The following is a 22,613-nucleotide window of genomic DNA, read 5'->3' as shown; positions in this document are numbered from 1 at the left end:
CTGCAAAACACCCCTCGGACTAGTCGACTCCTACCGGCCTGATACGGTGACATTAGACCCATAACTGATATCATTGTCAACCATGACATTTAGATTCAGAATTGAAGTATGAAGAAACAGGAGCTGACATGAAGGACTTGCCAAACCGCCGCACGACGCGGCCGCGCGTCACGAAAGTGCCTTCCGCATCCACCGAGGCGGCCGAAGTGACTGAAGCGCGCCAGTCGCGCGGCGCGCGTCGCAAGCGGGAGACGCGCGCCCGCCTGCTTGACGCCACGCTGAGGCTGGTGGCTGACAAGGGTATGGACTGCGTGACTATTAATGACATCACCGAAATCGCCGACGTCGGCTCCGGCTCGTTCTACAACCACTTCGAATCGAAGGAAGCGATCTTCGCAGCAGTCTTCGAATGGGTATTCGACGAGTTCGCTGACGCGCTCGATCACCTCGCCAGCGGCTTGTCGGACCCAGCTGAAGTAATCGCCGTGTCCGTGCGTCACACCCTGATGCGCGCGCGGCGAGAACCGGTGTGGGGACAGTTGTTGATACGTGAAGGGTTTTCGGCACGAATTCTCAACTGGGGCCTCGGTCCTCGGCTGCTGCGAGATGGCAAACGAGGCATCGCCGCAGGACGCTTCGTCGTCGCTGACCCCTTCCTGTGCCTTATCTCCGCCACTGGCATCATTCTCGCTGGCATCGCGGTTGAGCTGCACTTTGCCACTTCAATTGTGGCAGCGACGCGTGGGCAAACGGAGCCTGACTGGGGCGGGGAGAAATTCGCGGAGCGCACCGCGGCATATGTACTGCAGGCGCTTGGTCTAAATGGTGAAGAGGCGGAAAAAATCGCTGGACTTCCGTTGCCAATGGGCAACTCGGAAGTCAAAACCGGTTGAGGGATCCCCGCCGATAATAGCGATATCAAGCCACGCACATCCGCCTGGCGTTTCAAACCAGATCACGACCACCTCCCTCTTGCCCGTATTTGTTCAGCGGTGCCGCCCCGCCGACTGATAAGGAGACAAATCACCAGCCCTCAGCGTGAGTCTTTTCTGCTCATGTTCCAATTGCAGTTCTCCGTCGATCACGCACAGAAATTCTTCGCTTACGTGAACTCTTGTTTCGGTACGTGACTGCCCTTCCGGCGTGGCGCCGCTGTGCCCACGACGCGCGGTCTGCTGAATCATCATCGAAGCCGCCCCGGCCGCGCTCAGCTTGATTTGACTTTCAGTTCCGTACCTGGCAGGGCGCGCCTTGCGATGTCCTCTGCCTCCGCACGCTGCAGGCCTAGTACCTGCAAGAGGCCTGCAGCGGTGCGCTCTGCGAAATGTTCGCCGCTGAAGCCGAGTTCCTCCAGCACTCCGGCCGCCGACGCGCCGGGCCCGACGAAGTGCAGTTCGGCGGCGATTGCCGCCAGCACCGTCCCCCCTATCGAAAGGAAGCCGATGTAGGGATCGGCGAGTACGAAGCGCTTGGCGGCGATACCGCGTTGGACGTCCCGCAGCAGCCTCTGCCCCAGGCCACGGCTGAGAACGTGCGCGGAAAAGCCTTCACGTATCAAGAGCCGCCCCCATACCGACTCGCGCCGGGTACGTATCAAGGTGTGACGCACCGAGACCGCGACGACCTCGGCGGGGTCGGACAAACTGTCGGCGAGGCGGTCGAGCATATCGGCGAAGTCCTCAAACACGCGGTCGATGAGTGCGGAATAGATTGCCTCCTTCGATTCGAAATGATTGTAGAAGGAGCCGAAACCGACGTCTGCAGCCTCGGTGATTTCATTGACAGCTACGCCTTCCATTCCTTTTTCGGCCATCAGCATCAACGCAGCGTCGAGCAGGCGGGTACGGGTCTCTCGCTTGCGGCGCGCGCCGCGCGGCTCGCGCTCTTCGACAGCTGGCGCGGAAACGGTGGCGGCCTCTGGGATGGAGCGCTTCGGTGTCCGGCGGCTCTCGGTATTGTTCGACATGACAGCTCCGATCTGTGTTTATTCCCCAGTATAGATTACAAAATCGTAAATGACTATTTAATCATTTTTGGAGATTCGATCACAAAAACAGCGTTGTCTGACTGAGGTCGGCCAACTGTGCCAAGTGCCATCTGGTCTGCCTCAGTGTTCGGAAAGATTGCACGCATGTCTGGTTTAGCTCTTGGTGCACATCGCGTACCTTAGCCGTACGCGGTCGAGAACACGGCCCCATTGCCCCCGTCTTGCAGGTTCCACGCTCACCGTGCTTCGTCTCACGGGTAACCAACAGCGGTAATATTTCATCCTCCATCGTCATTATTGACATTTTGATCAGTGTAGAGTTTAATATCACTGTGATGATCGATTGAAGCCGGATGGTCATCGCGTACTTGCCGTCGCGAAGTGGTACCGACAGCAAAAGAACGAGGACTTCAAATGTCGATAAAACTGCGCGGAACGTTTCGGGCCGAGCAACGGTCCGGATTCAGCTCAGGAGACAGAAGTGGAAGGAGACGTACGTAGCTTGCGTTCGCTCGTCGATAAGTGGGGTGGTTACGCACCCGGAACGCCAGTTCGCCTGACCCGCTCACGCGGTTTTCAATCATCAGCTGTGCGCTGCATTTGCCTCGCGGCGACCGCGCGAGACCGCACGGTGACAATTTTCTTTTTTCGTCACGACGACGGCTCATGGAGCGTCGTTCCCCCTACCGCCAAGCGCCCGACATTGAGCCGCTGCTGAAAACCCTCAAGCAATAAACCATCCCGCGTTGAGCGCAGGAGCCGCCGTCCCACTTGGACGCGGCTCTGCCTTTAATTCCGGCGGTACGGAGTAAAGGCTCGGACTACTGCAGCTAGCCACTCCGTGACCGTTGCAAAACGAGGTTCGTACCTTTTACATATGGACTGCCACTGCCGTCCGTCAATTTGCCCGATATCGACCGGTTTGGTTGGATAGCCCCCCGTTCCCACCACATCTTGGATTTAGCCGCTGTGTCGCAGAACGCCCCACTCCTCACTCCATACCATCGACAGACCCTGTTCTGGGGTGCCGTCGCCCTCGGGATCGGCATCCTAATGTGGATCTTGCGGCCCGTCCTCACACCGTTCCTGCTCGGTGGACTCATCGCATACGTGTTGCAACCCGGCGTCGAGTGGCTGGTACGCAAACGCGTGCCACGCGGGTTCGCTGCCCTCGTGATGATGTTCTTCTTCGCTTCGCTGATTACGTCACTCGCCTTGCTCGTGTTCGCCGTAATCCAAAAGGAAGGGCCTGAGCTCCATATGCAGATTCCCGCCTTGACTGCGACGCTGAACGCATGGCTGCAGCCGAAGCTGGCCTCGCTCGGCCTTAGTCGCTCGTTCGACCTTGCCAATGTCCGCACTATGCTGACGAGCCCGCTCGAAGGCAGTGGACAGACAGTCGCCTTCGCCGTGTGGCGCTACTTGCGCTCTGGGGGAAATGCGATGATCACCGTAGTCGGCAACGTCGTGTTAGTGCCGCTCGTGCTGTTCTATCTGCTCTACGACAGGCAACAGATGTTCGCCCGCATGGAGAGTCTAGTGCCACGCCGCTGGCTCGCTAAGACGCGCGACTTCGTGACCGAGATGGACCAGATGCTTTCGCAATACCTTCGCGGCCAAATGCTCGTGATGGCCGTGCTCGCCACGTTCTATCCGATCGCGCTGATGATTGCCGGGTTCGAAATCGCGCTGCCCGTTGGCGTCGTCACCGGTCTTGCCGTGTTCATTCCTTACGTCGGCTTCGCAACCGGGCTCGCACTGGCGTTACTCGCCGCGCTAATGCAGTTCGGCAACTGGTACGGCTTCGGTGTAGTGGCAGTCGTATACGGCACCGGCCAGATCCTCGAAAGCTTTTTTCTTACCCCGCGGTTCATCGGCGAGCGCATCGGCCTGCATCCGCTCGCGGTGGTATTTGCCTTACTCGCGTTCGGACAACTGTTTGGTTTTTTCGGCGTGCTGCTGGCGCTGCCCGTCAGCGCGATACTTGCGACGGCGTTGCGCGAATTGCGCCGCCGCTATTTGGCAAGCGCGCTCTATCAAAATTGATCGGTTTCATCCCATGCGACGCTAACTGACGGACGAGGTACGCGCGACGTCGCCATCGACACGCGCGGTAACAGCCTCACTTGACACGCACTTCGAAGCGCGATAACCAACGTTCAAGAGAAGTCCAAATCTCAAGCGATTGAGCGGTTCTCTTTAAAGGACGTAGATCTATATTCGACGTCGAATCCACGCCGAACTTCGGTCGCCACCGGTCGCTTGCTTGCGCGATACTCCGTGGGCGTGGTCTCAAGGTGTCTACGGAATAGCTACGGAAGCCGTCCGCCGCTACCGATGCCGCAGCGCCTCGCGATTTTGTCCACGGGCAGATCGGTTTCGGCGAGTAGCCGGCAGCTCATTTCGAGCCGCACGTGCAACAGATAGTCAGAGGGTGTCATGCCCATTTCCATCTTGAAGCGGCGCAGAAAGTTTCGCTCGCTCATGGCAGCAATCTGGGCGGCGCTGTCGATGGCGACGGGCTGATCGCCGTTCGCCTCGAGCCAGCGGGCCGATTCCTGGATCTTTTCACTGACACAAACTGAAGCATTCTTGCGCACGATCGAGTTGAACGGCGTCTCTGCCCGCGGTGCGATCCAATTGGAGATCTGACGGGCCGTTTCATCGCCGAGATCCGCCTGGACGACCGACAGCGCGAGACGCAAAGCTTCAGCCGGTTCGGGAACGTGTGCTGATCCGGTCGAGCTTCGCAACGAGTCTGCGAGGCGTCCGCCGTAACCTCGTCCGTCGGTAGCTTGGTCGGATCCGACCACTTCGAGAAGCAGGCGGCCCTCAGCGATCGGGAATATAAGCTCCGAGCGGGAATAAGCGCGACGCAGCCAGATGGTCAAGCGCCCGTCGCGCAAGGCGTCGGCCGCGCCGGTCCCGCCGACGATGAACAGGGCGTGGAAGTTGTCCGCATTGCGCTGCGATTCAACGCTGTCGGTCCACACGAACATGGACGACGAACTTGCGATTCTGCCGCCAGCCGCGGACAAGAGACAGACTTCGTAACGTTCGCCACTCTGCTCCGCCGAGGCGGCGAGGGCGTTTGCCGAGTGGAAGACTTCCGCGATCGTGGCCGCGCCCAGCAACGCAAAGCGGTCGAACAGCGCTATGCCGATTCGCTTTGTCGCGTGCGTATTCGGCATAACCGGCATTCCATGGAATTCAGCAAAGCACTCCATTTGACTTTCCCCGGAAAAAGGTAGTGCAGTTCCGATCGCCGTTGAGCCGGTTTAGTCCAACGTGGCGACACTAGCTAGCTAAGCACTTGCTAGAAATGTCACAAAACGATGACAAATACCCGCGGCCAAAACACCCTGAATGCTACTTCTACGCGATTCTCTTGATCCAGACTCTGTATGCCATTCGTACAGTTGTCGGTTGCAAACAACGGCGTCGACGCCTCACCCTCGCAACAGTTTGTTGCCGCCATTATTGACCAATATATCATCCATGAGCATTCGATCATAAATGTGGCTCGCTGCCGGATGCCATAGCAGCACGACCAAATTCAGATTAGCCAGCCCCCTAAAGGGGTAAGTGGACTGACGGACATACCTCATCGACAAGACTGAGACCAAATGACGTGAATGACCCTGAACCGGAAGAGATACCTATTCGCGACTCTAAGCTCCTCGCTAACGCGACAAGGAGAACGGCGAGCGTCGTCACAGCAGACGCCTCTGAAAACTGGCTCGAATTCTGACAGGAGCCAGCCGAGGGCGTTGCACTAGTTAGCGCCGGGGTCAAAGAACATAGCCTGCTGTCGCAGCCACTCCAGCGCCGCTGCATCTATTTCTCAGTGCTGGCTCTCTCAGCTTGATAGAGCAAACTATGAATTTCGGCAATATGAGACTCGGCGTCAAACTAGTCAGCGCCTTTATCCTGATATCCAGCATCAGCGCCATCGTCAGCGGGGTAGGTCTTCACGACATGGCCCAGATTAGCGCAAACGCAGATAGGACCTATCGGTTGGACCTCGTGGGGCTTAACTTAATACAGGAGGCGAACACCGACGTACTGAAAGCGGGTACATATTTACGCAACGCCATTCTGGTTTCCACCGCCGAGCAGCAAACTGAATCCCTGGGCGAAGCCGAACAGGCCCTGGCCTCAGCGCGCGACCACCTTAACCAAGTGCACCCCCTCCTCTATACCGAGAAGGGAAAGGCTGCCTTCGCCGATCTTGATCAGAGCTGGCAGGAATACATGCAAGCCTTCAACGAAATGAAGGGCAGGATTGTCGCCTCTGGGTCACAGGATCGAAGTGCCGTGACCGAATATCTATTAGGCGAATACCACCAAAAGGGTTTCAGGACCTTGAGCCTCATGAACACACTGGTTGAAGTGAAACGGAGCGTCGCGCAAAACACGGCCGAAGCAAATGACAGGGTGTACGAAGAAAGTCGCGAATTGATGCTTGCGTTGGTGGTCTTGTCTGCCTCGGTAGGCTTGGGACTCGGCATCTGGATGTCGCGAAGCCTGACACGGCAGTTGGGAACCGAGCCAGGGACAGCCGCCGACCTGGCCAGAAGCGTGGCAGCCGGCGATCTCAGCGTGAGCATCAACCTTCGGCCCGGCGACACGAGTAGTCTAATGGCATCGCTGAAGGCGATGCGCGATGCTCTGTTGCAGGTGGTGTCGGAAGTACGCGAGAACGCTGAAGGTGTGGCGACGGCGAGCGCTCAGATTGCTCAAGGCACTCTGGATTTGTCGAGCCGTACGGAGGAACAGGCGGCATCCCTGGAAGAAACCGCCTCGAGCATGGAAGAACTGACTGCTGCGGTCCGTCATAACACGGACAATGCGAAGCAAGCGGCAACACTCGCTCGCACGGCCTCGGGAGTCGCGCAGCGCGGCGGCGAAGTGGTTGGACGAGTAGTCGAAACGATGCGCGAGATCTCCACAAGCTCCGCAAAAATGTCCGAGATCATCGCTGTGATCGAAGGGATTGCCTTTCAGACCAACATCCTCGCCCTCAATGCAGCGGTCGAGGCGGCTCGCGCCGGTACACAGGGTCGCGGGTTTGCGGTCGTGGCCGGTGAAGTTCGTACGCTCGCGCAGCGCAGCGCTGCGCTGCTGCTGCAAAAGAAATCAAAGACCTGATCTGCGATTCGGTCGAACGAGTGGACACTGGCTCGAAGCTTGTCGAGGAAGCGGGCAGCACCATCAGCGAAATCGTCGAATCGGTCAAGCATGTGACCGACATCATGGGCGAAATCTCATCGGCATCGGAAGAGCAGAGCACCAGGATTGAGCAGGTGAGCCGAGCGGTAAGTCAAATGGACGAGGTAACCCAGCAGAATGCCTCCCTGGTCGAGGAAGCCTCAACCGCTGCCCAGGCGATGGCGCAGCAGGCCCAGGACCTACGCGACGCGGTGGCCTTCCTCAACGTGGGCGACAGGACGCCAACCACGTCACGCACAATTGCCGTGAGTAGCGAAATGCGCTCGGCAACGAACGTTCACACATCGCGCCGTGCGGTGTTGACAAGAGCGGATACAACGGCTCGGATTACCCCTGACAGGAACACATTGAATGCAACCGGCACCGGTGCCGGCAACTGGCAAGAAGTCTGAACGGAGCCGAAAAAAATTGGACAATGCAAACGAGGTGCTTGCACAAATGGGCAAGCTCGTCACCGCCAATGCGAAGGTCGTGAGCGCGCTTGGCGCTCGAGCGATGGTTCTGGGCAAATTTTTTGATGCAGCCTTGCCGCACTTGGCAACGTCGCAGCGAGCCGAGATTGCTAAGTCGTTCCGGCACGGCATCGAAGATGCTATGTCACTGATGGACGATGTGCCCCTCCCCGCCGAATATCACTCGACGCTGCTTCAATTCACAAATTCCATCCTGGCCGCGCTCAGTCACGGATCGTCAGGGAGTCGATCCGATTAGTGAGGCCAGCCAGATGCACGTCAGCTTTAACCTGATCACCAAGATGCTTTACGGGCGCCACGTGGCCCCGAAAGGCGCGTAATTGATGATATATGCCGTCCCAACATACAAGTCATTGGCCGTTTCGGCCCGTCGTCACAATTCATTTCTGAACGCAGTCGCGCTTCCCGAGTCCAACTTTTAGGATTGCGGATTAGTCGTTCGGCGACCCAATCGTCTTTGCAACACGCCGGAGTTCGTAACGGAACCGACTGAAAACCGAGAACAACCGCGACGAGGCCAAGCATCGCGAATTAGCGGCGCGCACAGCAAGTTGGGCACAGCAAGCGCAAGCAAGCCGAAGCTCAAAATGACGGCGCCGAACATAAATTTGAACGCCCAATGCACCTCAAACCACGGAACAGCGCGTCGGATAAGCGTCAGTCGCGCGACTGCTGAAGAGCAGTCAGAAGAAGCCGGCAAAAATGCCGGCTTTTTTGTCTGGCGTACTAGAAAATTGGCCGGAACCGAAGCGGAGCGGGCGGCCTCCATTCGACCGCCGGGCCAGGGAAACGCTGTTTTTTTCCTGAGGGACAGGAGCCGGGCGGGATGCCGGTTTCCGTGAGCGCATCACCTACAATGTAAAGATGGTCGCAACCCAGCAAGGAGGCCGCCATGACTCAGTCAATGATTAGCTTTGTGGTCGGCCTGGCGGTCCTGTTGGTCGTCGCGTTCATGCTGGCGCAACGTTACATGCGCGACCACAAGGGCGAGGGGATGGTTCAGTGGCTCGATGCACATCACATGGGTTGGATGCACCATAAGCATTGACGGTGCGGTCAACGATGCTGTTCCGATCCCACTCTTACAAATCCGTGACTACGGTTGCGCGCCCCGCTGAATAAGCCGCGGCGCGCACTGCGGTTCGCCTGGTCGTGGGGGGCTGCGAAAAACGCTGAGAGGAGACTGCCATGCCCGAGTTAATGACGGCAGTGTTGTTTGGGGTGATCGTACTGATCATGGCTGCGATATTGGTGGCAGAACACTACAGGCGCGGGTACCACAGGAATCAGCAACTCCGCTGGCTGGACGCGCATCCTCCCATGCGAGACTGGATCCACCATAAGCGTTGACCGGATGGCCGTGAATGAAATGCCATCCTCGCCGCAGGCGCATGCTCACCGGTGATGCTGTCCCTACTGGGTCGAGGAGCGGCGCACACGTGTGCTTGCGCATAGGCAACTGTTAGGCCCAGCGACGGGAAAACGGGCCACCTCGGATTTTGATACGCTCGCCGAGCGCTGCCACACCAGGAGGCTTGATGGGTCCTTCGATGCGAAACCAGACATCGAACATATCCGTCGATGTGGGAAGCAGATCAATGTGAACTTCGAATCCGCGATATTCGACTGTTCGTTGCATGAAGACCTCCGGTTCCAGCGCCGCAACAAGACGGAAAAATCAATCGTAGACCTATTTTCCTTCTGCCTTCCCCTTCAGGTGGACATCGCCCGCATCTTTTGCGGCAGCCGTCAACTCGTACCTGCAGCGCAGTAACACGAGCGATTTCATTCCGGCTTGTCGAAGACGCCAGCTTCGAGATCTGGCCTGAAACGCCGCGCTCAGTCGGTTTCGTAACCGATGGGTATCCGAATTGAGTCGATACTCTCATCCATGTCCGATCCGGTCGCAGCCGGGAACTACGAGCGTACAGATTTTGAGCGCGCGCGCGACGGTGAACTGCCCGGATAGTTTGGTCATGGCTCATGCCATCCTTCACGACCCCTGGCAATTTGCGTCGGTTTCGCGCGCGACCGTGAACCGCCGGGGCCGTCGGCAGATGAATCGAAGGACGTATGTGACGTTCGGAGTATGTCTCTTCCGCGGCCAGCCGTTTTGCTCAACCACGCCATCTGCCCACGGATCAGCCGACGCACAGACCGATAGTTAAGGCTTCCTCTCTACAACGGCGCTACACTTTAAACAGGACAAGTCCCGGAGCAGTATCATGGCCGACGCAACCCCCCAAAGCACTTTTCGCGGTCTTCCCTTGACGCCGGAGCAGGACGCAGAAGTCAGGCACTACGTGAAGAGGAAAAGGCAGCAAGGCGCGCCGTGGGACACGCCGGAGTTGGCTGCCATGCTTAGAGACATGCTGGAGCCCCCGAGCAACGACGACGGAGGACCTGGCGCCACCGTCGACGAAACGCGGGCGGCCACACAACGCGCGACAGCTTCCATCGACGAGGCGATGGAACCCATTGAGGCCAGCGAGGAGCGGAATGCTGCCATGGAAACCGAGGGTATGAAGGGACCCAGGCGCAGAATCCCGCGCGGCGCGCGACGGGTGTCCTTATTGTTTTGTACCTGCGCAGTGGCGGGCATCTCTGGGCAGAATGGAACATGGACCGGTTAAAGCACGCGCTGCTTGAATATCACGAACACAGCAAACACCGCGTCAACTGCTATGCTCCCGGCCCTAGGGAACTCGACTGGACAAACCAGCCGGATCCGTTCCGAGAGTTTTACGGCACACCGCGCATTCGTCTGCCGTTAGCCGCGGACACACTGGCTACGCGCTACAACGAGCTGCGCTGCGGCGCCCTACCGCCCGCACACGGATTCGACCTTTCCGATGTGGCAATCCTGTTCGAACTCTCGCTCGGCCTGTCGGCGTGGAAATCCTCTGGCGCCCAGCGATGGGCACTGCGTTGCAACCCTTCGAGCGGAAATCTGCATCCAACCGAGGGCTATCTTCTGTGTCCGGCTTTGCCCGGCTTATCCGGTGGGGTCTACCACTACCTGAGCCGGGACCATTTGCTTGAACGTCGTGCTGCCGTGGATGATCCGCGATGGACTGAGGCGTTCTCGAGCAACGGCGTCCTGGTCGGCATCAGTTCGATCCACTGGCGCGAGGCGTGGAAATACGGCATGCGCGCCTGGCGCTACTGCCAGCACGATTGCGGCCATGTCATCGCCGCGCTGAGTTACGCAGCGGCAGCTCTCGGCTGGCAGACGCGACTGGTGGAGGCGGCTGCGGATGATGCTGTGGCCAACTTGCTTGGATTGGACCGCGGCGACGATTTCGGAGTGGCCGAAGTTGAGGCGCCGGATGCTTTACTTTGGATCGGCAACTCTGAATTGCGGCCTGATCTGGAGCGCATGCTGATTGCATTGGATACGGCGCAGTGGCACGGACGCGCGAATCAGCTAAGCCCGGGACATGTGAGGTGGCCGCAAATCGATTCGATCCGTCGCGCCACGCATAAGTCCCGTACTCGCGAACCGCCCCCGCCGAATCCGGAACGGCGCCCGGCGCCCCCCACGCCCGCCCTCGATCTCAGCTTCGCCCGAATCGCCAGACAGCGTCGCAGCGCTGTGAATTTCGATGGTACGACGCGCGTCACCGACGCGGCTTTTTTCAGCATGCTGGCGTGTCTGTTGACACGTCCAGACACGCCGCCGTGGAATGCGCTGACGTGTCCTGCTGCCGTGCATGCGGCGCTGTTGGTACACCGCGTGGAAGGACTGGAGCCGGGCCTGTATATGCTCGTGAGAAATTCGCGCGCACTGCCGGATCTCAAGCTGTCCATGCGTCCAGAATGGCTGTGGTTAAAGGCCGGACCGGACCCTCTGCCGCTCTATTTTCTGCTGCCTTACGATTTGCGAGCCGCGGCAAAGTTGATCTGCTGCCACCAGGATATCGGCGCCGATTCCTGCTTTGCGCTGGGGATGATCGCGAGATTCGAAATCGCCTTGAAGCAACCATGGCGCTATCGCCATCTTTTCTGGGAATGCGGCATGCTCGGCCAGACGCTCTATCTCGAAGCGGAAGCCGCGGGCGTGCGCGCCACGGGGATAGGCTGCTTTTTCGATGATGAAATGCACGCACTGCTCGGCATGGAGGATCACACTTGGCAAAGCCTGTATCACTTCACCGTCGGTGGCGCGGTGGACGATCTCCGTCTGTCCGCATTCCCGCCGTATGTGGTTCAACCTTGAAGCGAGGGCCCCAAAGCTGCTGGTGCTGTGGATGCGCGAGAAAGAAACGCACCATCTCGGCGCTGGCGTCGGGGCCACTGGCATCGGTGTACGTTCCGCCGACGCTACCACCGGACCATGCATGCGATGCACCGTGAATGATCCAATACTCCGCTTCAACGCCGTTGACGGCCGTCAGCCATTGCCGCGTGCACAGTCGCCCGCCTGCCTGGCTCCACAGTGCCTCAGCGAGGGGAGGCGTGCTCGGGCCGAATTCCCGCAGGAGTTCGATGCCATTGGAGGGGTGAACCGTCGCATCAGCGTCGCCGTGGAAGACGATCAACGGCCGCTTCGGCGCGGTGGACCTATCGTTACCGTTGGCGAACGGCGCACGCCGGGCCTGTTTGCCCCCTTTCATCGCTGCGAGTGCCGATGGCAAGTCGTGAGCGCAGCGATATGGCAGACCCGAGTGAATTCCTGCCGCTGCATAGAGTTCCGGGTAGGTGTGAATCATCACTGCGGCCATCGCACCACCAGCCGATAGACCGGCGACGTACACGCGGGCCCGGTCGACACCGTGGCTGCCCATCACGTAGCGGGTGATTCCCGCAATCAGCGCAGGCTCGCCTCGCTCCCGTTGCTGGTCACTTGGCTTGAACCAGTTCCAGCACCTGGACGGGTTCGCCCGCCGCGGCTGGATCGGGTATGCGACGAGGCAGCCGTGCTGCTCGGCGAGCGTGTTCATCCGGGTGCCTGCCGAAAAATCGTCGGCGTCCTGCGTGCACCCGTGCAACATCACGATCAGCGGCAACGGCGCGCCCGTGTATCCGCTAGGCACGTAGAGCTTATAGTTCCGCCGCCCGGCGTCGTTGGCGTACGTCCTCGCGCTGAAATGCCCGCGGTCCTCGACATCGGTCTCCCGAACGACATGTGGGTGGGAAGACGCGTCCGTCGCTCTCGCGCGGGCCGGTGAATTCCGGTGGAACACGCCATCGCGAAGGATACTGCGCGTCGCCTACGTCAGCGGGCGGTCGGGGCGCCGCGGCACCTGGCGTGCCGTCGGTGCCCCGCAGCGCTCGTTGAATCGCTGCGGTTGCTTCGAGCGGACCAGCGGTGCGCAACAGGTGCATCGCCTCCCGCATGGACGACAGGAAATCTTCGTTCATCTTCATCATCGGAGTCCTGTTCAGGCAGCAGGCCGGGCTAGCTGATTCGTTCAGCCAACGCTGCCTTGACCGCAGGTGAAGCGTGGAATGCGCCCAGCACCACGACCGACGCGATCGTGGCAAGCGCGAGCTCAGGGGTGACATCGGAGGCAATGCTGGCGAGCCCCAGCACCTGAATGTTGAGCTGCTGTCTAGCGGCCCTCACCGCCTCCAGATCCTGTCTGGAAAAGTGCTGCAGACCAAGCACCAATGCCCGGCGCGTAACCGTTTCACTGACGGTCTGGGCGTGAACCGCCAACTGGTTGCGGATCGCAGTGCGGATCAGATCGGTGCGATTCGAGTAAAAGCCTTCTTCGACCAGCAGGTCGATCTGGCCGAGGTCGACGGGACCGAGATTAATGGTGATCTTTTCCGTCTCGCCGCCCTTCGGACGGAGCGGTACGGTGAGTGCATGCGGGGGTTTGCGCGCTTCCATTTTCCATCCATACGCCATCCATATGGATGGTTATAGGATGGCGAACTCGCCACGTCAATCTCCAGATATGGGGTCACGACAGGTGCGTTGCGCTAAGGCACGCGCCCCGTGGGGCGACAAGCGGCTTATTCGACGCCACGTGACGACCTTTAGCGCGTCGGTGTGCGCGGCCAGCGGTTCTTGCCGGTGGGAGCATCTGAAGAAAAGTGCCCTTCGCGATGGTTCCCACGCGTGTACAGCCGCTGCGGGTCAGTCGTGAGGTGAAAGTTGCGACCGGCAGCCGTCGGCCAAACCGAGCCCTCTATTGCGCTAATAAATGTCTCGTTACAGGTGCGTTGGCTGCCGAAACACAGCCCCGAGGGGCTGTGTTTCGGCTGGTCCGCATGGGCGCTTCGGCCCCGTCTGTCTGGCACGGCATCCTCTGATTTTCGATGGGCAAGAGCACTGGCGCGGATCTATAACAGTATTGCGGCCGAAGACGACGTGCCGCTTGCTCGCCGGCCCCGACGCCGGCAATTCAACCTTGGAGGTTTAGCGAATAGGCCTGATGAATCCATGCTTTGCTTGTTGGAATTTCGATTTGCTAAGTATTGGAGGTAATCATGGAGTTCAAGTACCGCGGCTGGGTCATTGACCCAACCCCGGATTTCTCGCTTGGTCGGTTTTTTGCGCACGCGCGACTGATCCGCGCGTCAACTGACAATGACGATGGTGCGGACGCTGAGATGCACATCGAGCGCAATCTTTCCTGGTTCGATAATGAAGATGAGGCGGTTCAGGTAGCGCACGAATGGTCGATTGAGTGGATCGACGCACGCGAATGCAACATCGCCAACCCGGATACTGGTTCAACTATACAGACCAAGACCCTGGTCAAGTGAAGGTCCGGATACATCATTCCGGGCCAGACGAGCGGCGCTGCGCCCATTTTGCAACGCCTGCGGTCACGATGAACTTACGCCCCGCCCCGCCGTAGATGCGGCAATGCAGCCTCTCTCATATATTCAGACGAGATACCTGATTGATTGAGAGGCGCGGATGTGTACGATGGGACCAACAATGGGGATGCGAACGATGGGACCAACGTCAGCGCTCCTTGCGCAACGTGTGCTTCAGGCCGCAGACAATGTCTGCGGCTTTTTTACACGCGGAATCTCTTCAGCGCTTACGCGAGCTATCCGGCGTCGCTAACTTCCACAGCACAAACAGCTGGCGCAGACTTACCGAAGGAAAAACGGCGGCCTCGGGTAAACGAGCTACGACGATTGCCACTGCTTCACTCATCGGAATCTCCATTGCCGATCTCTCGGGTTCACTGCAAGTGTTGGCCGCCGTTGATCGCAATGTTGGCGCCGGTCACGAAGCCCGCTTCGCGCGAACACAGGTACAGCACGAGTGCGGCAACTTCGTCCGGGTGCCCGAGCCGGCCGACCGGAATCTGCGGGATGATCTTCGTCTCGCGGATTTCCTCGGGCACCGCCATCACCATCTTCGTCGCGATATAGCCGGGCGAGATCGTGTTGACAGTGACGCCTTTTTTCGCCACCTCGAGCGCCAGCGATTTCGTGAACCCATGCATGCCGGCCTTTGCCGCCGCATAGTTGGTCTGGCCGAACCCACCTTTGGAGCCGATGATCGACGACACGTTGATGATGCGGCCCCAGCCGCGCTCGACCATGCTGTCGCACACCGGCTTCGTCATGTTGAACACCGAATCGAGGTTGGTGCGGATTACCGCGTCCCAATTGACCTTGTCCAGTTTTTTGAAGCTGGCGTCGCGCGTGATGCCGGCGTTGTTGACCAGGATGTCGACGGGTCCGACTTCCGCTTTGATCTGCGCCGTGCATTTTTCGCACGAGTCGTAGTCGGCGACGTCGACCGCATACGCGCGGAACTGTCGTCCCTCGGCTTCCGTGCGTGCGAGCCACTCATTCGCACCGGTGTTGCCGGGCGAATAGGTGACTACGACCGCATAACCCGCGTCATGCAACTTGATGCTGATCGCCTCGCCCAGTCCACCCATGCCACCCGTTACTACCGCGATCTGCTTTGCCATCGAATCGTCCTCACAAATACCGGCGGCGTGCTCGTCTGGAGCAACACTGCCTTCAGTGAAAAATTGGATGCATTGAAATGCCGGACTCTTACCCGCATTGAATAAAAGGAATCCTACATATAAGTATGGAACCGATAACGCGGGCATCGCTGCCCGCGTGAGTCTTAGTGCTACGCGCTCACGGCTACGGCAGCCGACTCGGTGGCACTACGTTTGGCGGCCTTGGACGCTGAGGCCGTGACGGCTTCGAGATTGGTCCCGGCCATTTCCACGGCCTGCTGCCCCGTCTTCTGCAGCGATTCGCACAGCGTGGTGGTGGCGCTGATCGCGGACTTCCACGCGGCGATCGCCGCTTCGGAACCCGCGGGAGCACTCTTCGTCGCTTCCTCGATGAATTCCTGCATGCGTGCGTTATACCGTTCGTACTGCGTCTGTGCGAGTTGCGCGACCTCAGCCTGCGTAGTTGACGCGATGTCGAAGAGTTGACGGCCGTATGACAGTGATTTCTCCGCGAAAGGCGCGGTGAAACCGGCTTGCAGCGTGAACCACTGCTGCGGGTCTGTTGTGCCGGGCGTCTTCGTCAGGTTCTCGTGCGATTCCGCCAGCGTAGACTTGACGACCTGCACGTTCAGCGCAAGCAGATTTTCGACGCCTTCGAAGACCTTGCCGGTCAATCCGAAGAATGCGTCGAGGCTGGCCTTCTGCGATGCGGCGATTTGCTCGGGACTCGATAGAGCCATTATTGAAATTCCTCAAGATGCAGTCCGCCGCGCGAAACCCCGATCGACCGGATGTCGCGCGGCGAATGACGATGATGGATGGACCGAAGTGCAAGGACGCCTGCCAGGCAGCATGCGTCGCGAATACTTCGGAGGGTCGTTACAGCAAGAGGCACTACACATTAAAGTCCAACAAAAGCTACTTCGCTTACTTCTTCGTCGGCGCACTCGCCACGTGCTGCAGCGACACGCGCCGCAATTCCCTAGCGCCTACGCGCGACAGCTTTGAGAATGGAAGCGCCTTCGCTTGTGACATGAGGACGTCGGTGGCCCGACGCGAGACGTTCCAGTGTTATGAGCTGACGTTCCAGCAGCGTGTCGAGTTCGGCGCGGTCCAGTCCGATCCGATCCGGCGCGTCCTTGATGAGCATTAAGGTGGCGAATTCATGGGGACTCAGCATGTCGTCTCCTCGATTTAGTCCGTCTGCGCCGCGAGCATTAATTACCGTCTTCGCGGCAAATGGCGGCAAACATTTCCTTTGCCTTTGCAAATCAAACGTTCAGGAAATCCTTACAGAGACGTCATCATAACCGCACAATTTTCAATTGCAATATGCGGCGTACATTTTTGATTTGTGTGTTTATTTAGCCTGAGTATTGAGTCAACGCCTTGCCGTCGCCCCTGCCAGTGCGGGGGCCATGTAAGCCTTGATCGGCGGGGGCCGGGCCGATCTGGGGCGCACGCCATGTCTGAATTAGCACTCAATCAAGGACACAGCGCAGCCAGGACGCAGCGCAGCCGCGCCTGTTCATATCTGAATATGGCGTTTATAGGTCAGCATTGTCTTCTTCAGATATAGCCGCGTATGACCTGATATTTAGAGATATTTACAACGCCCCATGCGAGTCGTTTATTTTTATAATTCTGATCAGCGAAAATGCTCAAGAAGTATTGACTTTTCCCGGCTGTCGCGACGGACCAAGGGGTGTCGGCAAAACCAAATCGGATCACTACGCTTCCCCATGCCCGATTCCGTCGCCGCAGTACGGGATTGCTTCGAGATGCATCGATAGGTAGTCCTTGATATGTTGTTCGAGTGTCGCGAAAGATTCGCGTATTAACGTAGACCGCAATACTTTTGTTACCGTCGCGACGGTAAATGTGCCACTTCGCGGTCACGCAGTTCGCAGAGGAACGGGAGAGCCTTGCTGGATAATGGTTCGAGCCGCGCGGTCGGGTGGCAGCGCCGTATTGCTTCTACGATTCCACCGATGCCCGCCAGGATTGCTGGATCGTCTCCGCCGTTCCAGTTCTGCGCGGGTACCTGCGGACGCGAATTCAACGGCATCGCTTTCACTGCTGTTTGAACCGTTGGAAAGCTTCGTTGTTCCCGGTTCGGCGATCGCCAGGGACGCGCGCAGCTTCTCCAGCTCGGCGTCGCCTTGCCCTTTCAGCGTCGCCCTGTAGGTTTCCAGCTTCAGCGCTGCATCGGCCTGCAGCTGTGCTCTCAGGCTTTCGAGCTTTTCCGCGTACTCGGCCTGGATCGCCCCGCGCACGCGCTCACCGATCCAGGTGTGCAACAGCCAGACCAACGCAGGTGTCAAGACAACGCTCACACCGGCCGACGACAGCATCACCACCGCAAAATCCTGCCAGCCCGTCATACCGTTTTTGCCTTGAGGTTCGTCCACGACGGCTCGCGTCCGCGGCCGTCCTGCGACACTGCACTCACTCCGTATCGCCCGCATCAGAATGGTCGGGGTCGCCGAGCCAGTCAGGCCCGATCGTGCCAAGCTCCATGTGATGGAGTCCGGTCAGGATCTCGACTTCATCTACTGCCATGCGGGCCGGGATATCGCCGGTGAGCGTTACGAGCGCGCGGAACCGGATCTGCTCATTTCGCACGACTGAGCCATGACCCATCGGAAGGTAATCGCCGTCCGATGAGTAGTAGCGCTGGAACTTGAAGTAGCTCGCGACACGGGCGCGTGCCGTGCCTTCGACCTGCAGCACCACGTACCCTTTCCCATAGTCCACCGCTTCGAACAACTCTTCCGCCTTCACGGGATCGGGCAGCTCGACGTCCTCAAAGTCTGGCTCTACCGTGTCTTCCTGGAAGTAGAACTGCGAGTCCGCCTCGATCGCGAATTCGATCCGCTCGCTATGCATCTGCAGCGCGTACAGCAGGGCCGCTTCCAGGTTGAGCGGATCGCGTACGCGGGATACCCCGCCCAGGGCCAGCGACTCACACACCCAGCGGCACGCATAACGCGCGGTCTCGCCCTGGAACGCACCCAGCGCGTCCGCGAGATCGCGAACCACGACGAGTCCCGGGCTCGTTGCGCAGTACCGGACCCAGTCGGGATCGTTTGAGACTACCAGCACCTTGCGCTGCTGCTGTTCGGCCCACCCTTCAAGCGTCAGCAGCGCGACCGCATCCGGAAACTCATTCTTCTTCGGACCGCTTGCCGCAAAAGGCGGCTTCGCATCGAAGTACCGGAGCAGGACCTGATCCAGCGTCACATGTTCGCCGGCGTGGAGGACCACGGCGCCCGAGCGTTCGATCCAGGCCGCCAGGCGCTCGCTCGCCACTTCGGTTGCGGCCGCCGGTTCGGCGATCCGCTCGAGTAGCTGCTTCGCCGGCGTCGCGCCATCGACCAGCGACAGCAGCTGCGCCTGCTCCATCAGACGCATCGCGCGCTTGAGCTTGCCCTGCGCTTCGCTTGCGGCCTGCCTCAGATGGGCCTCGACCTCGCTGGCGACTACATCGGGCAGCAACACGGTGATTTCGCTGTCGACAAACTGTGCGACTCGCTTCAGCAGCCCCGTTTCCAGATTGAGCTGTTTCGCGTCGAATACTTCGGTGTCGAGCGCGATCGCCCCTATCCGGCCATGCTGAAGGTCGTCGAGAATTGCCTGGTCCATATAGCGCATGCACGGTAATGGAAATGCAGCCGATTCTTCCATACGCCGGATCATTTTTAGACAGTTTTTGTGATCTTTTTCCCGCTACTGAACATTACCGCCAATGTTCAGTAGTTTTGATCCGGCTCTGCCGCAGTGTGGCTCATGCAAATATGCCGCGCGGAACGCACTTCGGATGCCCGCCGCCTTGGCGACGATAAGCGTGTCAATGCTTCGCGGCGCGCCATGCTCGGCACCGAGCTTCGCTTGGTGCGAGCCGTCCCACCTGAGTGAGTGCCTCGCATCACCCTCCAACGACCATGAAATTCGCCGTCGGGCGGCAGGAGGAAGACCCGACGTTGGCTTGCTGGTGCTTCGGCACGCTCACATTGCTGAGAATGAGCGTAGTCATCCGTCGTGCGCTACTCCAGGCCCGTAAATGGCCCGAGATACCGCCCCGGCACAAAGAGAAGTTCACGGGTCGGGGCCGACGTCATGCAGGGGCGCTCGCCACCCAGCCTTCGAGGGATGCCGGACTCCACGGAAGTGCCATTTGCATCCACCCTTCGTTTCGTGAGGGTCGCGTAAGCGCGCTGTTGTGTTCCGCGAGCGAGTAGGCACCGACGGCATGTACCACTCCGCTTTCGGTCGGCTGCATCGCGTAGGTCGTGCGAATCCAGTATCCCTCGCGGCGCAATTCATAGACGCGCGGTCGCGGATCGTAGACGTCCAGGAAGCGCATGGCCTCGAGCGTCGTGACTTCTTCAAACTGGCGCATCGCGGCGAGCATGCGCGCCCGCTGACACGCGGCGCTATTGCCGGGAATGCGATCCAGAATGGCAGTAAATGCGGCTCGGTTCTTTTTGCTGAGTTCTGCGTCCATGCGACTTCTCAGGGTGGTCAAGATGGACGCTATGGTCGGCGACCGCCCCGCGTTTGCTGCTACGAAAAACCTGCCGCCCGGCGGCGAATTCGCGCCGGCGGAAATTCACTCCGAAACGCTGCCATTTCCGCCGTCGGCTTCGGTCTGCGCCTCAGGCAAGATACCGAGCTCGTCAGCGATGCCGCGCACGGCGTCGACCATCAAGATCGACGCCGTCGGGTCCGTGAGGCTGCGAAACAGCTCGAGCCCAGCGGCGATCTTTTCGGCGTCGCTGCGCGTGTCGGTTCGCTTGGCGGCGACCAGCGTCGGGGGAGCCACCTTGACACGGTTGAGCAGCGCAAAGGTGGCATTCTCATATCCAACCTGCGCCGCACGCCGCGCGCGCACCGTCGAGGCAATCGAGGATCTGACGGTTTCGGTCAGAATGTCGCGAATCTGCCGCTCGCCCGTGTCCTCCCATCCCTTGATGGCCGCAATCATCAGCAGCTTGATAGGGAACGTGGCGCTCAACTCGTACAGCGACTCGGCGAGCGACAGGACGAATTGCCGCCGCTTGAGCAGGGGCGGGCGACCCACCGCACGGGGCGCCAGGGTCGACGGCGCCGACGCCAGGCGGCGCAAGGGCTCGCGAAACTCCGACCGTCGCGCGTCGGGAACGACCCACCCGCCGGCCGACTCCAGCTTAGACGCCAACGCGCTGGCGCTGGCCTTCAGGCCTTCGACCTGTTTGACCGTCGGCGCCAGTGCCTCTTCGCCGCTTTCGACGCAGACGACGTAGGCTTTAGCCACCAGCGCGGCCACGGCAACCGCAAAACCCGTGGTGCTCCGGATCGCCTCCCCCGCGAAGAACGTCCGCGTGTCCCGGTCGTCTCGAATGCTCTTCAGCCAGGAGGACTGCGCTTGGGCGTGTGGGCTCATGGCGAGATAGCCGCGTGCCTCGTCATAGGCGTGCGCCAGATGCACTTGTTCTTTTTCGTTGCTGATCACGAGTTCTTTGATTACCCGAGAGGTTGACCGGATATCGCTGGGTTGGACGCCGCCACCGGCACGACTCCTGCCGGTGAGCGTGGCTACGCCATTTTACGTGACCGCGGTATGCCCCTGGGTTCCCTCTGCCCCACCGCACAATACGTAAAAGATCAAACACACCGGCTGCGCGCGTAGTACCTGCCGTTGTGCCATTCCCGAACTTTGACTCTGTACCCAGGTGCGTGGGATGCCAAGTGGTTGGGGCAGCACGGCCACGCCTCCACTACGTTTGGATTCGCTACGGCGCCGGATAAAACCCGTCGTTACAGGTAGTAGATCCGCGCCACGAGCAACTTGATGCGGCATACAAGACCTACTGCACTCGCCAACTTATCAATGAACGTCGTTAATACGTCAGCTGTTGCTTTTAACCCAGTCGAACGTGCCTTCTACTATGCTGTAGTCGACCATCACGATCGGCGCAGCCACCGGGCCGATCGTGTGATTGCGGCCCAGACCCCAGTCGCCGTAGTTGTAGCCCGAGATGATGCCGCCCATCACGGCAAGCCGCACGAAGCCCCAATGCGCGAACTCGGGCGCCCATACGCCTCCGCCGTACCACGACGGCCGCGACAGCGAATTGCGATAGCCGCCCGCGGTCAGCGCCCACTGGCCATTGAGCCAGCACTCGACGCCGAGCCCCGGATTGAAGTCTTCAAACTGTTGCTTCGGATGGATGTGTTGCGACCCGATCATCGCATCGACCCAGATGCCGCCGCCGCACCAATCCGCAGCGTCGGCGCTCGAAGCCGTCAATCCGGTCAACGCCAGCAGTAGCGCGCACCCGCGCGCCGCTCTTTTCGCTCCCACCCCAAACCGCATGTCCGCTCCGATATCGGCTTCTGGCCAAAGCAGTATTTGTCTTGAATAAGACTGCCCGTCGCGCACTCTACCTCAACGAAATGACGCGGCGTATGGAGGGCTTGCTCGGATGGACAGACTCGCGCGGCGCACGCGCGCAGCCTGTCGTGCGGGGTGGCGGACAAGCGGGTCAGAGTCCGAGATCGGACAGGCCGGGATGGTCGTCGGGACGGCGTCCGAGCGGCCAGCGATAGAGGCGATCGGCCTCTCGGATCGGCAGGTCGTTGATGCACGCAAAACGCCGCGCCATCAGCCCGTGCTCGTCGAATTCCCAATTCTCGTTGCCGTACGAACGAAACCAGTTGCCCGAATCGTCGTGCCACTCGTAAGCGAAACGCACGGCGATGCGGTTCTCGGTATAAGCCCACAGTTCCTTGATCAGCCGGTAATCCAGTTCCTTCGCCCACTTGCGGCTCAGGAACTGGACGATCTCGGCGCGCCCCGTGACGAACTCCGCGCGATTGCGCCAGACGCTTTGCGGCGTATAAGCGAGCGACACGCGCTCAGGGTCGCGAGTATTCCAGCCGTCTTCGGCTGCGCGGACTTTCTGGATCGCGGTTTCGCGCGTGAACGGCGGAAGCGGCGGACGGGATTCGGGGGCGGCGGACATGCGATTCTCCTATCGATGA

The 22,613-nt window shown here is 59.7% G+C and carries 21 protein-coding genes and 3 pseudogenes; 8 read left to right on the top strand and 16 right to left on the bottom strand.

Features of this window, described 5'->3' with window-relative positions:
- Positions 1-128: 128 nt before the first annotated feature.
- Complete coding sequence (locus J3489_RS04860) at positions 129-893, top strand: TetR/AcrR family transcriptional regulator (RefSeq protein ID WP_206996552.1); 765 nt, start codon at positions 129-131, stop codon at positions 891-893.
- A gap of 93 nt (positions 894-986) precedes the next feature.
- On the opposite strand, the gene J3489_RS04855 is transcribed toward J3489_RS04860, so the two are convergent.
- Both J3489_RS04855 and J3489_RS04850 read right to left on the bottom strand, forming a co-directional pair.
- Positions 987-1,187, bottom strand: a complete 201-nt coding sequence (locus J3489_RS04855; RefSeq protein ID WP_206996551.1) for a cupin domain-containing protein — start codon at positions 1,185-1,187, stop codon at positions 987-989.
- A 20-nt stretch (positions 1,188-1,207) separates the two neighbouring features.
- A complete protein-coding gene (locus J3489_RS04850; protein WP_206996550.1) occupies positions 1,208-1,966 on the bottom strand; it encodes a TetR/AcrR family transcriptional regulator in 759 nt (252 codons plus the stop codon).
- A 990-nt stretch (positions 1,967-2,956) separates the two neighbouring features.
- Between J3489_RS04850 and J3489_RS04845 the strand changes: the two genes are divergently transcribed.
- The gene (locus J3489_RS04845; protein WP_206996618.1) at positions 2,957-4,033 is read left to right on the top strand and encodes an AI-2E family transporter; all 1,077 of its coding nucleotides are present in this window, start codon (positions 2,957-2,959) and stop codon (positions 4,031-4,033) included.
- Positions 4,034-4,299: 266 nt separating this feature from the next.
- Here J3489_RS04845 and J3489_RS04840 read toward each other — a convergent pair whose 3' ends face one another.
- Positions 4,300-5,214 carry a helix-turn-helix domain-containing protein gene (locus J3489_RS04840; RefSeq protein ID WP_206996549.1) on the bottom strand — a complete coding sequence of 305 codons (915 nt, stop codon included), beginning with the start codon at positions 5,212-5,214 and terminating at the stop codon, positions 4,300-4,302.
- A 652-nt stretch (positions 5,215-5,866) separates the two neighbouring features.
- On the opposite strand from J3489_RS04840, the pseudogene J3489_RS04835 reads away from it, so the two are divergent.
- From J3489_RS04835 to J3489_RS04825, 3 genes and pseudogenes are all read left to right on the top strand, one after another.
- A pseudogene (locus tag J3489_RS04835) lies at positions 5,867-7,611 on the top strand (methyl-accepting chemotaxis protein).
- Complete coding sequence (locus tag J3489_RS04830) at positions 7,571-7,930, top strand: hypothetical protein (protein WP_242539766.1); 360 nt, start codon at positions 7,571-7,573, stop codon at positions 7,928-7,930. Before J3489_RS04835 ends, J3489_RS04830 begins: the two are co-directional and overlap by 41 nt.
- A 654-nt stretch (positions 7,931-8,584) precedes the next feature.
- A complete protein-coding gene (locus J3489_RS04825) occupies positions 8,585-8,740 on the top strand; it encodes a hypothetical protein (RefSeq protein WP_206996548.1) in 156 nt (51 codons plus the stop codon).
- A 414-nt stretch (positions 8,741-9,154) separates the two neighbouring features.
- On the opposite strand, the gene J3489_RS04820 is transcribed toward J3489_RS04825, so the two are convergent.
- On the bottom strand, positions 9,155-9,331 hold the full coding sequence (locus J3489_RS04820) for a hypothetical protein (protein WP_206996547.1): 177 nt from the start codon (positions 9,329-9,331) through the stop codon (positions 9,155-9,157).
- A gap of 586 nt (positions 9,332-9,917) precedes the next feature.
- On the opposite strand from J3489_RS04820, the pseudogene J3489_RS04815 reads away from it, so the two are divergent.
- Together J3489_RS04815 and J3489_RS04810 are read left to right on the top strand one after the other, a co-directional pair.
- Positions 9,918-10,232 (top strand): annotated as a pseudogene (locus J3489_RS04815) (hypothetical protein); the annotation flags it as partial.
- A gap of 80 nt (positions 10,233-10,312) precedes the next feature.
- Positions 10,313-11,911 carry a SagB/ThcOx family dehydrogenase gene (locus tag J3489_RS04810; RefSeq protein WP_206996546.1) on the top strand — a complete coding sequence of 533 codons (1,599 nt, stop codon included), beginning with the start codon at positions 10,313-10,315 and terminating at the stop codon, positions 11,909-11,911.
- Positions 11,912-11,930: 19 nt separating this feature from the next.
- Here J3489_RS04810 and J3489_RS04805 read toward each other — a convergent pair.
- Positions 11,931-13,062, bottom strand: a pseudogene (locus J3489_RS04805) (extracellular catalytic domain type 1 short-chain-length polyhydroxyalkanoate depolymerase); the annotation flags it as partial.
- Between the two features lie 31 nt (positions 13,063-13,093).
- A complete protein-coding gene (locus J3489_RS04800; protein WP_206996545.1) occupies positions 13,094-13,531 on the bottom strand; it encodes a ribbon-helix-helix domain-containing protein in 438 nt (145 codons plus the stop codon).
- A 602-nt stretch (positions 13,532-14,133) separates the two neighbouring features.
- Between J3489_RS04800 and J3489_RS04795 the strand changes: the two genes are divergently transcribed.
- Positions 14,134-14,412 (top strand): hypothetical protein, encoded by a 279-nt coding sequence (locus J3489_RS04795; RefSeq protein ID WP_206996544.1) that lies wholly within the window; start codon positions 14,134-14,136, stop codon positions 14,410-14,412.
- 277 nt (positions 14,413-14,689) lie between these two features.
- Here J3489_RS04795 and J3489_RS38275 read toward each other — a convergent pair whose 3' ends face one another.
- The 10 genes from J3489_RS38275 to J3489_RS04750 form a co-directional block, all read right to left on the bottom strand.
- Positions 14,690-14,815 (bottom strand): hypothetical protein, encoded by a 126-nt coding sequence (locus J3489_RS38275; RefSeq protein ID WP_255554921.1) that lies wholly within the window; start codon positions 14,813-14,815, stop codon positions 14,690-14,692.
- A gap of 28 nt (positions 14,816-14,843) precedes the next feature.
- Positions 14,844-15,587, bottom strand: coding sequence for an acetoacetyl-CoA reductase (phbB, locus tag J3489_RS04790; protein ID WP_206996543.1), 744 nt, complete (start codon positions 15,585-15,587; stop codon positions 14,844-14,846).
- A gap of 170 nt (positions 15,588-15,757) precedes the next feature.
- Positions 15,758-16,327, bottom strand: a complete 570-nt coding sequence (locus tag J3489_RS04785; RefSeq protein WP_206996542.1) for a phasin family protein — start codon at positions 16,325-16,327, stop codon at positions 15,758-15,760.
- Between the two features lie 242 nt (positions 16,328-16,569).
- Positions 16,570-16,767, bottom strand: coding sequence for a hypothetical protein (locus J3489_RS04780; RefSeq protein WP_206996541.1), 198 nt, complete (start codon positions 16,765-16,767; stop codon positions 16,570-16,572).
- Positions 16,768-17,482: 715 nt separating this feature from the next.
- Positions 17,483-17,998, bottom strand: coding sequence for a hypothetical protein (locus J3489_RS04775; protein ID WP_206996540.1), 516 nt, complete (start codon positions 17,996-17,998; stop codon positions 17,483-17,485).
- Between the two features lie 37 nt (positions 17,999-18,035).
- The gene (locus J3489_RS04770) at positions 18,036-19,232 is read right to left on the bottom strand and encodes a PIN domain-containing protein (RefSeq protein ID WP_206996539.1); all 1,197 of its coding nucleotides are present in this window, start codon (positions 19,230-19,232) and stop codon (positions 18,036-18,038) included.
- A 472-nt stretch (positions 19,233-19,704) separates the two neighbouring features.
- The gene (locus J3489_RS04765; RefSeq protein ID WP_206996538.1) at positions 19,705-20,094 is read right to left on the bottom strand and encodes a helix-turn-helix domain-containing protein; all 390 of its coding nucleotides are present in this window, start codon (positions 20,092-20,094) and stop codon (positions 19,705-19,707) included.
- 105 nt (positions 20,095-20,199) lie between these two features.
- Complete coding sequence (locus J3489_RS04760; protein WP_206996537.1) at positions 20,200-21,081, bottom strand: hypothetical protein; 882 nt, start codon at positions 21,079-21,081, stop codon at positions 20,200-20,202.
- A gap of 396 nt (positions 21,082-21,477) precedes the next feature.
- Positions 21,478-21,945 (bottom strand): hypothetical protein, encoded by a 468-nt coding sequence (locus J3489_RS04755; protein WP_206996536.1) that lies wholly within the window; start codon positions 21,943-21,945, stop codon positions 21,478-21,480.
- A gap of 169 nt (positions 21,946-22,114) precedes the next feature.
- Positions 22,115-22,594, bottom strand: coding sequence for a nuclear transport factor 2 family protein (locus J3489_RS04750; protein ID WP_206996535.1), 480 nt, complete (start codon positions 22,592-22,594; stop codon positions 22,115-22,117).
- Positions 22,595-22,613 lie beyond the last annotated feature (19 nt).

It is taken from the genome of Trinickia mobilis (assembly GCF_017315705.1).
GTDB lineage: Bacteria > Pseudomonadota > Gammaproteobacteria > Burkholderiales > Burkholderiaceae > Trinickia_A > Trinickia_A mobilis.
Note: the sequence above shows the minus strand (reverse complement) of the source record. Positions and strands in the feature narration are given on the sequence as shown.

Coding starts and splice junctions, on each gene's coding strand:
- J3489_RS04770 (WP_206996539.1), bottom strand. CDS start 19,232: ATGGACCAGGCAATTCTCGACGACCTTCAGCATGGCCGGATAGGGGCG.
- J3489_RS04780 (WP_206996541.1), bottom strand. CDS start 16,767: ATGCTGAGTCCCCATGAATTCGCCACCTTAATGCTCATCAAGGACGCG.
- J3489_RS04830 (WP_242539766.1), top strand. CDS start 7,571: ATGCAACCGGCACCGGTGCCGGCAACTGGCAAGAAGTCTGAACGGAGC.
- phbB (WP_206996543.1), bottom strand. CDS start 15,587: ATGGCAAAGCAGATCGCGGTAGTAACGGGTGGCATGGGTGGACTGGGC.
- J3489_RS04800 (WP_206996545.1), bottom strand. CDS start 13,531: ATGGAAGCGCGCAAACCCCCGCATGCACTCACCGTACCGCTCCGTCCG.
- J3489_RS04860 (WP_206996552.1), top strand. CDS start 129: ATGAAGGACTTGCCAAACCGCCGCACGACGCGGCCGCGCGTCACGAAA.
- J3489_RS04755 (WP_206996536.1), bottom strand. CDS start 21,945: ATGCGGTTTGGGGTGGGAGCGAAAAGAGCGGCGCGCGGGTGCGCGCTA.
- J3489_RS04820 (WP_206996547.1), bottom strand. CDS start 9,331: ATGCAACGAACAGTCGAATATCGCGGATTCGAAGTTCACATTGATCTG.
- J3489_RS04850 (WP_206996550.1), bottom strand. CDS start 1,966: ATGTCGAACAATACCGAGAGCCGCCGGACACCGAAGCGCTCCATCCCA.
- J3489_RS04840 (WP_206996549.1), bottom strand. CDS start 5,214: ATGGAGTGCTTTGCTGAATTCCATGGAATGCCGGTTATGCCGAATACG.
- J3489_RS04795 (WP_206996544.1), top strand. CDS start 14,134: ATGGAGTTCAAGTACCGCGGCTGGGTCATTGACCCAACCCCGGATTTC.
- J3489_RS04810 (WP_206996546.1), top strand. CDS start 10,313: ATGGACCGGTTAAAGCACGCGCTGCTTGAATATCACGAACACAGCAAA.
- J3489_RS04750 (WP_206996535.1), bottom strand. CDS start 22,594: ATGTCCGCCGCCCCCGAATCCCGTCCGCCGCTTCCGCCGTTCACGCGC.
- J3489_RS04825 (WP_206996548.1), top strand. CDS start 8,585: ATGACTCAGTCAATGATTAGCTTTGTGGTCGGCCTGGCGGTCCTGTTG.
- J3489_RS04785 (WP_206996542.1), bottom strand. CDS start 16,327: ATGGCTCTATCGAGTCCCGAGCAAATCGCCGCATCGCAGAAGGCCAGC.
- J3489_RS04765 (WP_206996538.1), bottom strand. CDS start 20,094: ATGGACGCAGAACTCAGCAAAAAGAACCGAGCCGCATTTACTGCCATT.
- J3489_RS04855 (WP_206996551.1), bottom strand. CDS start 1,187: ATGATGATTCAGCAGACCGCGCGTCGTGGGCACAGCGGCGCCACGCCG.
- J3489_RS38275 (WP_255554921.1), bottom strand. CDS start 14,815: ATGAGTGAAGCAGTGGCAATCGTCGTAGCTCGTTTACCCGAGGCCGCC.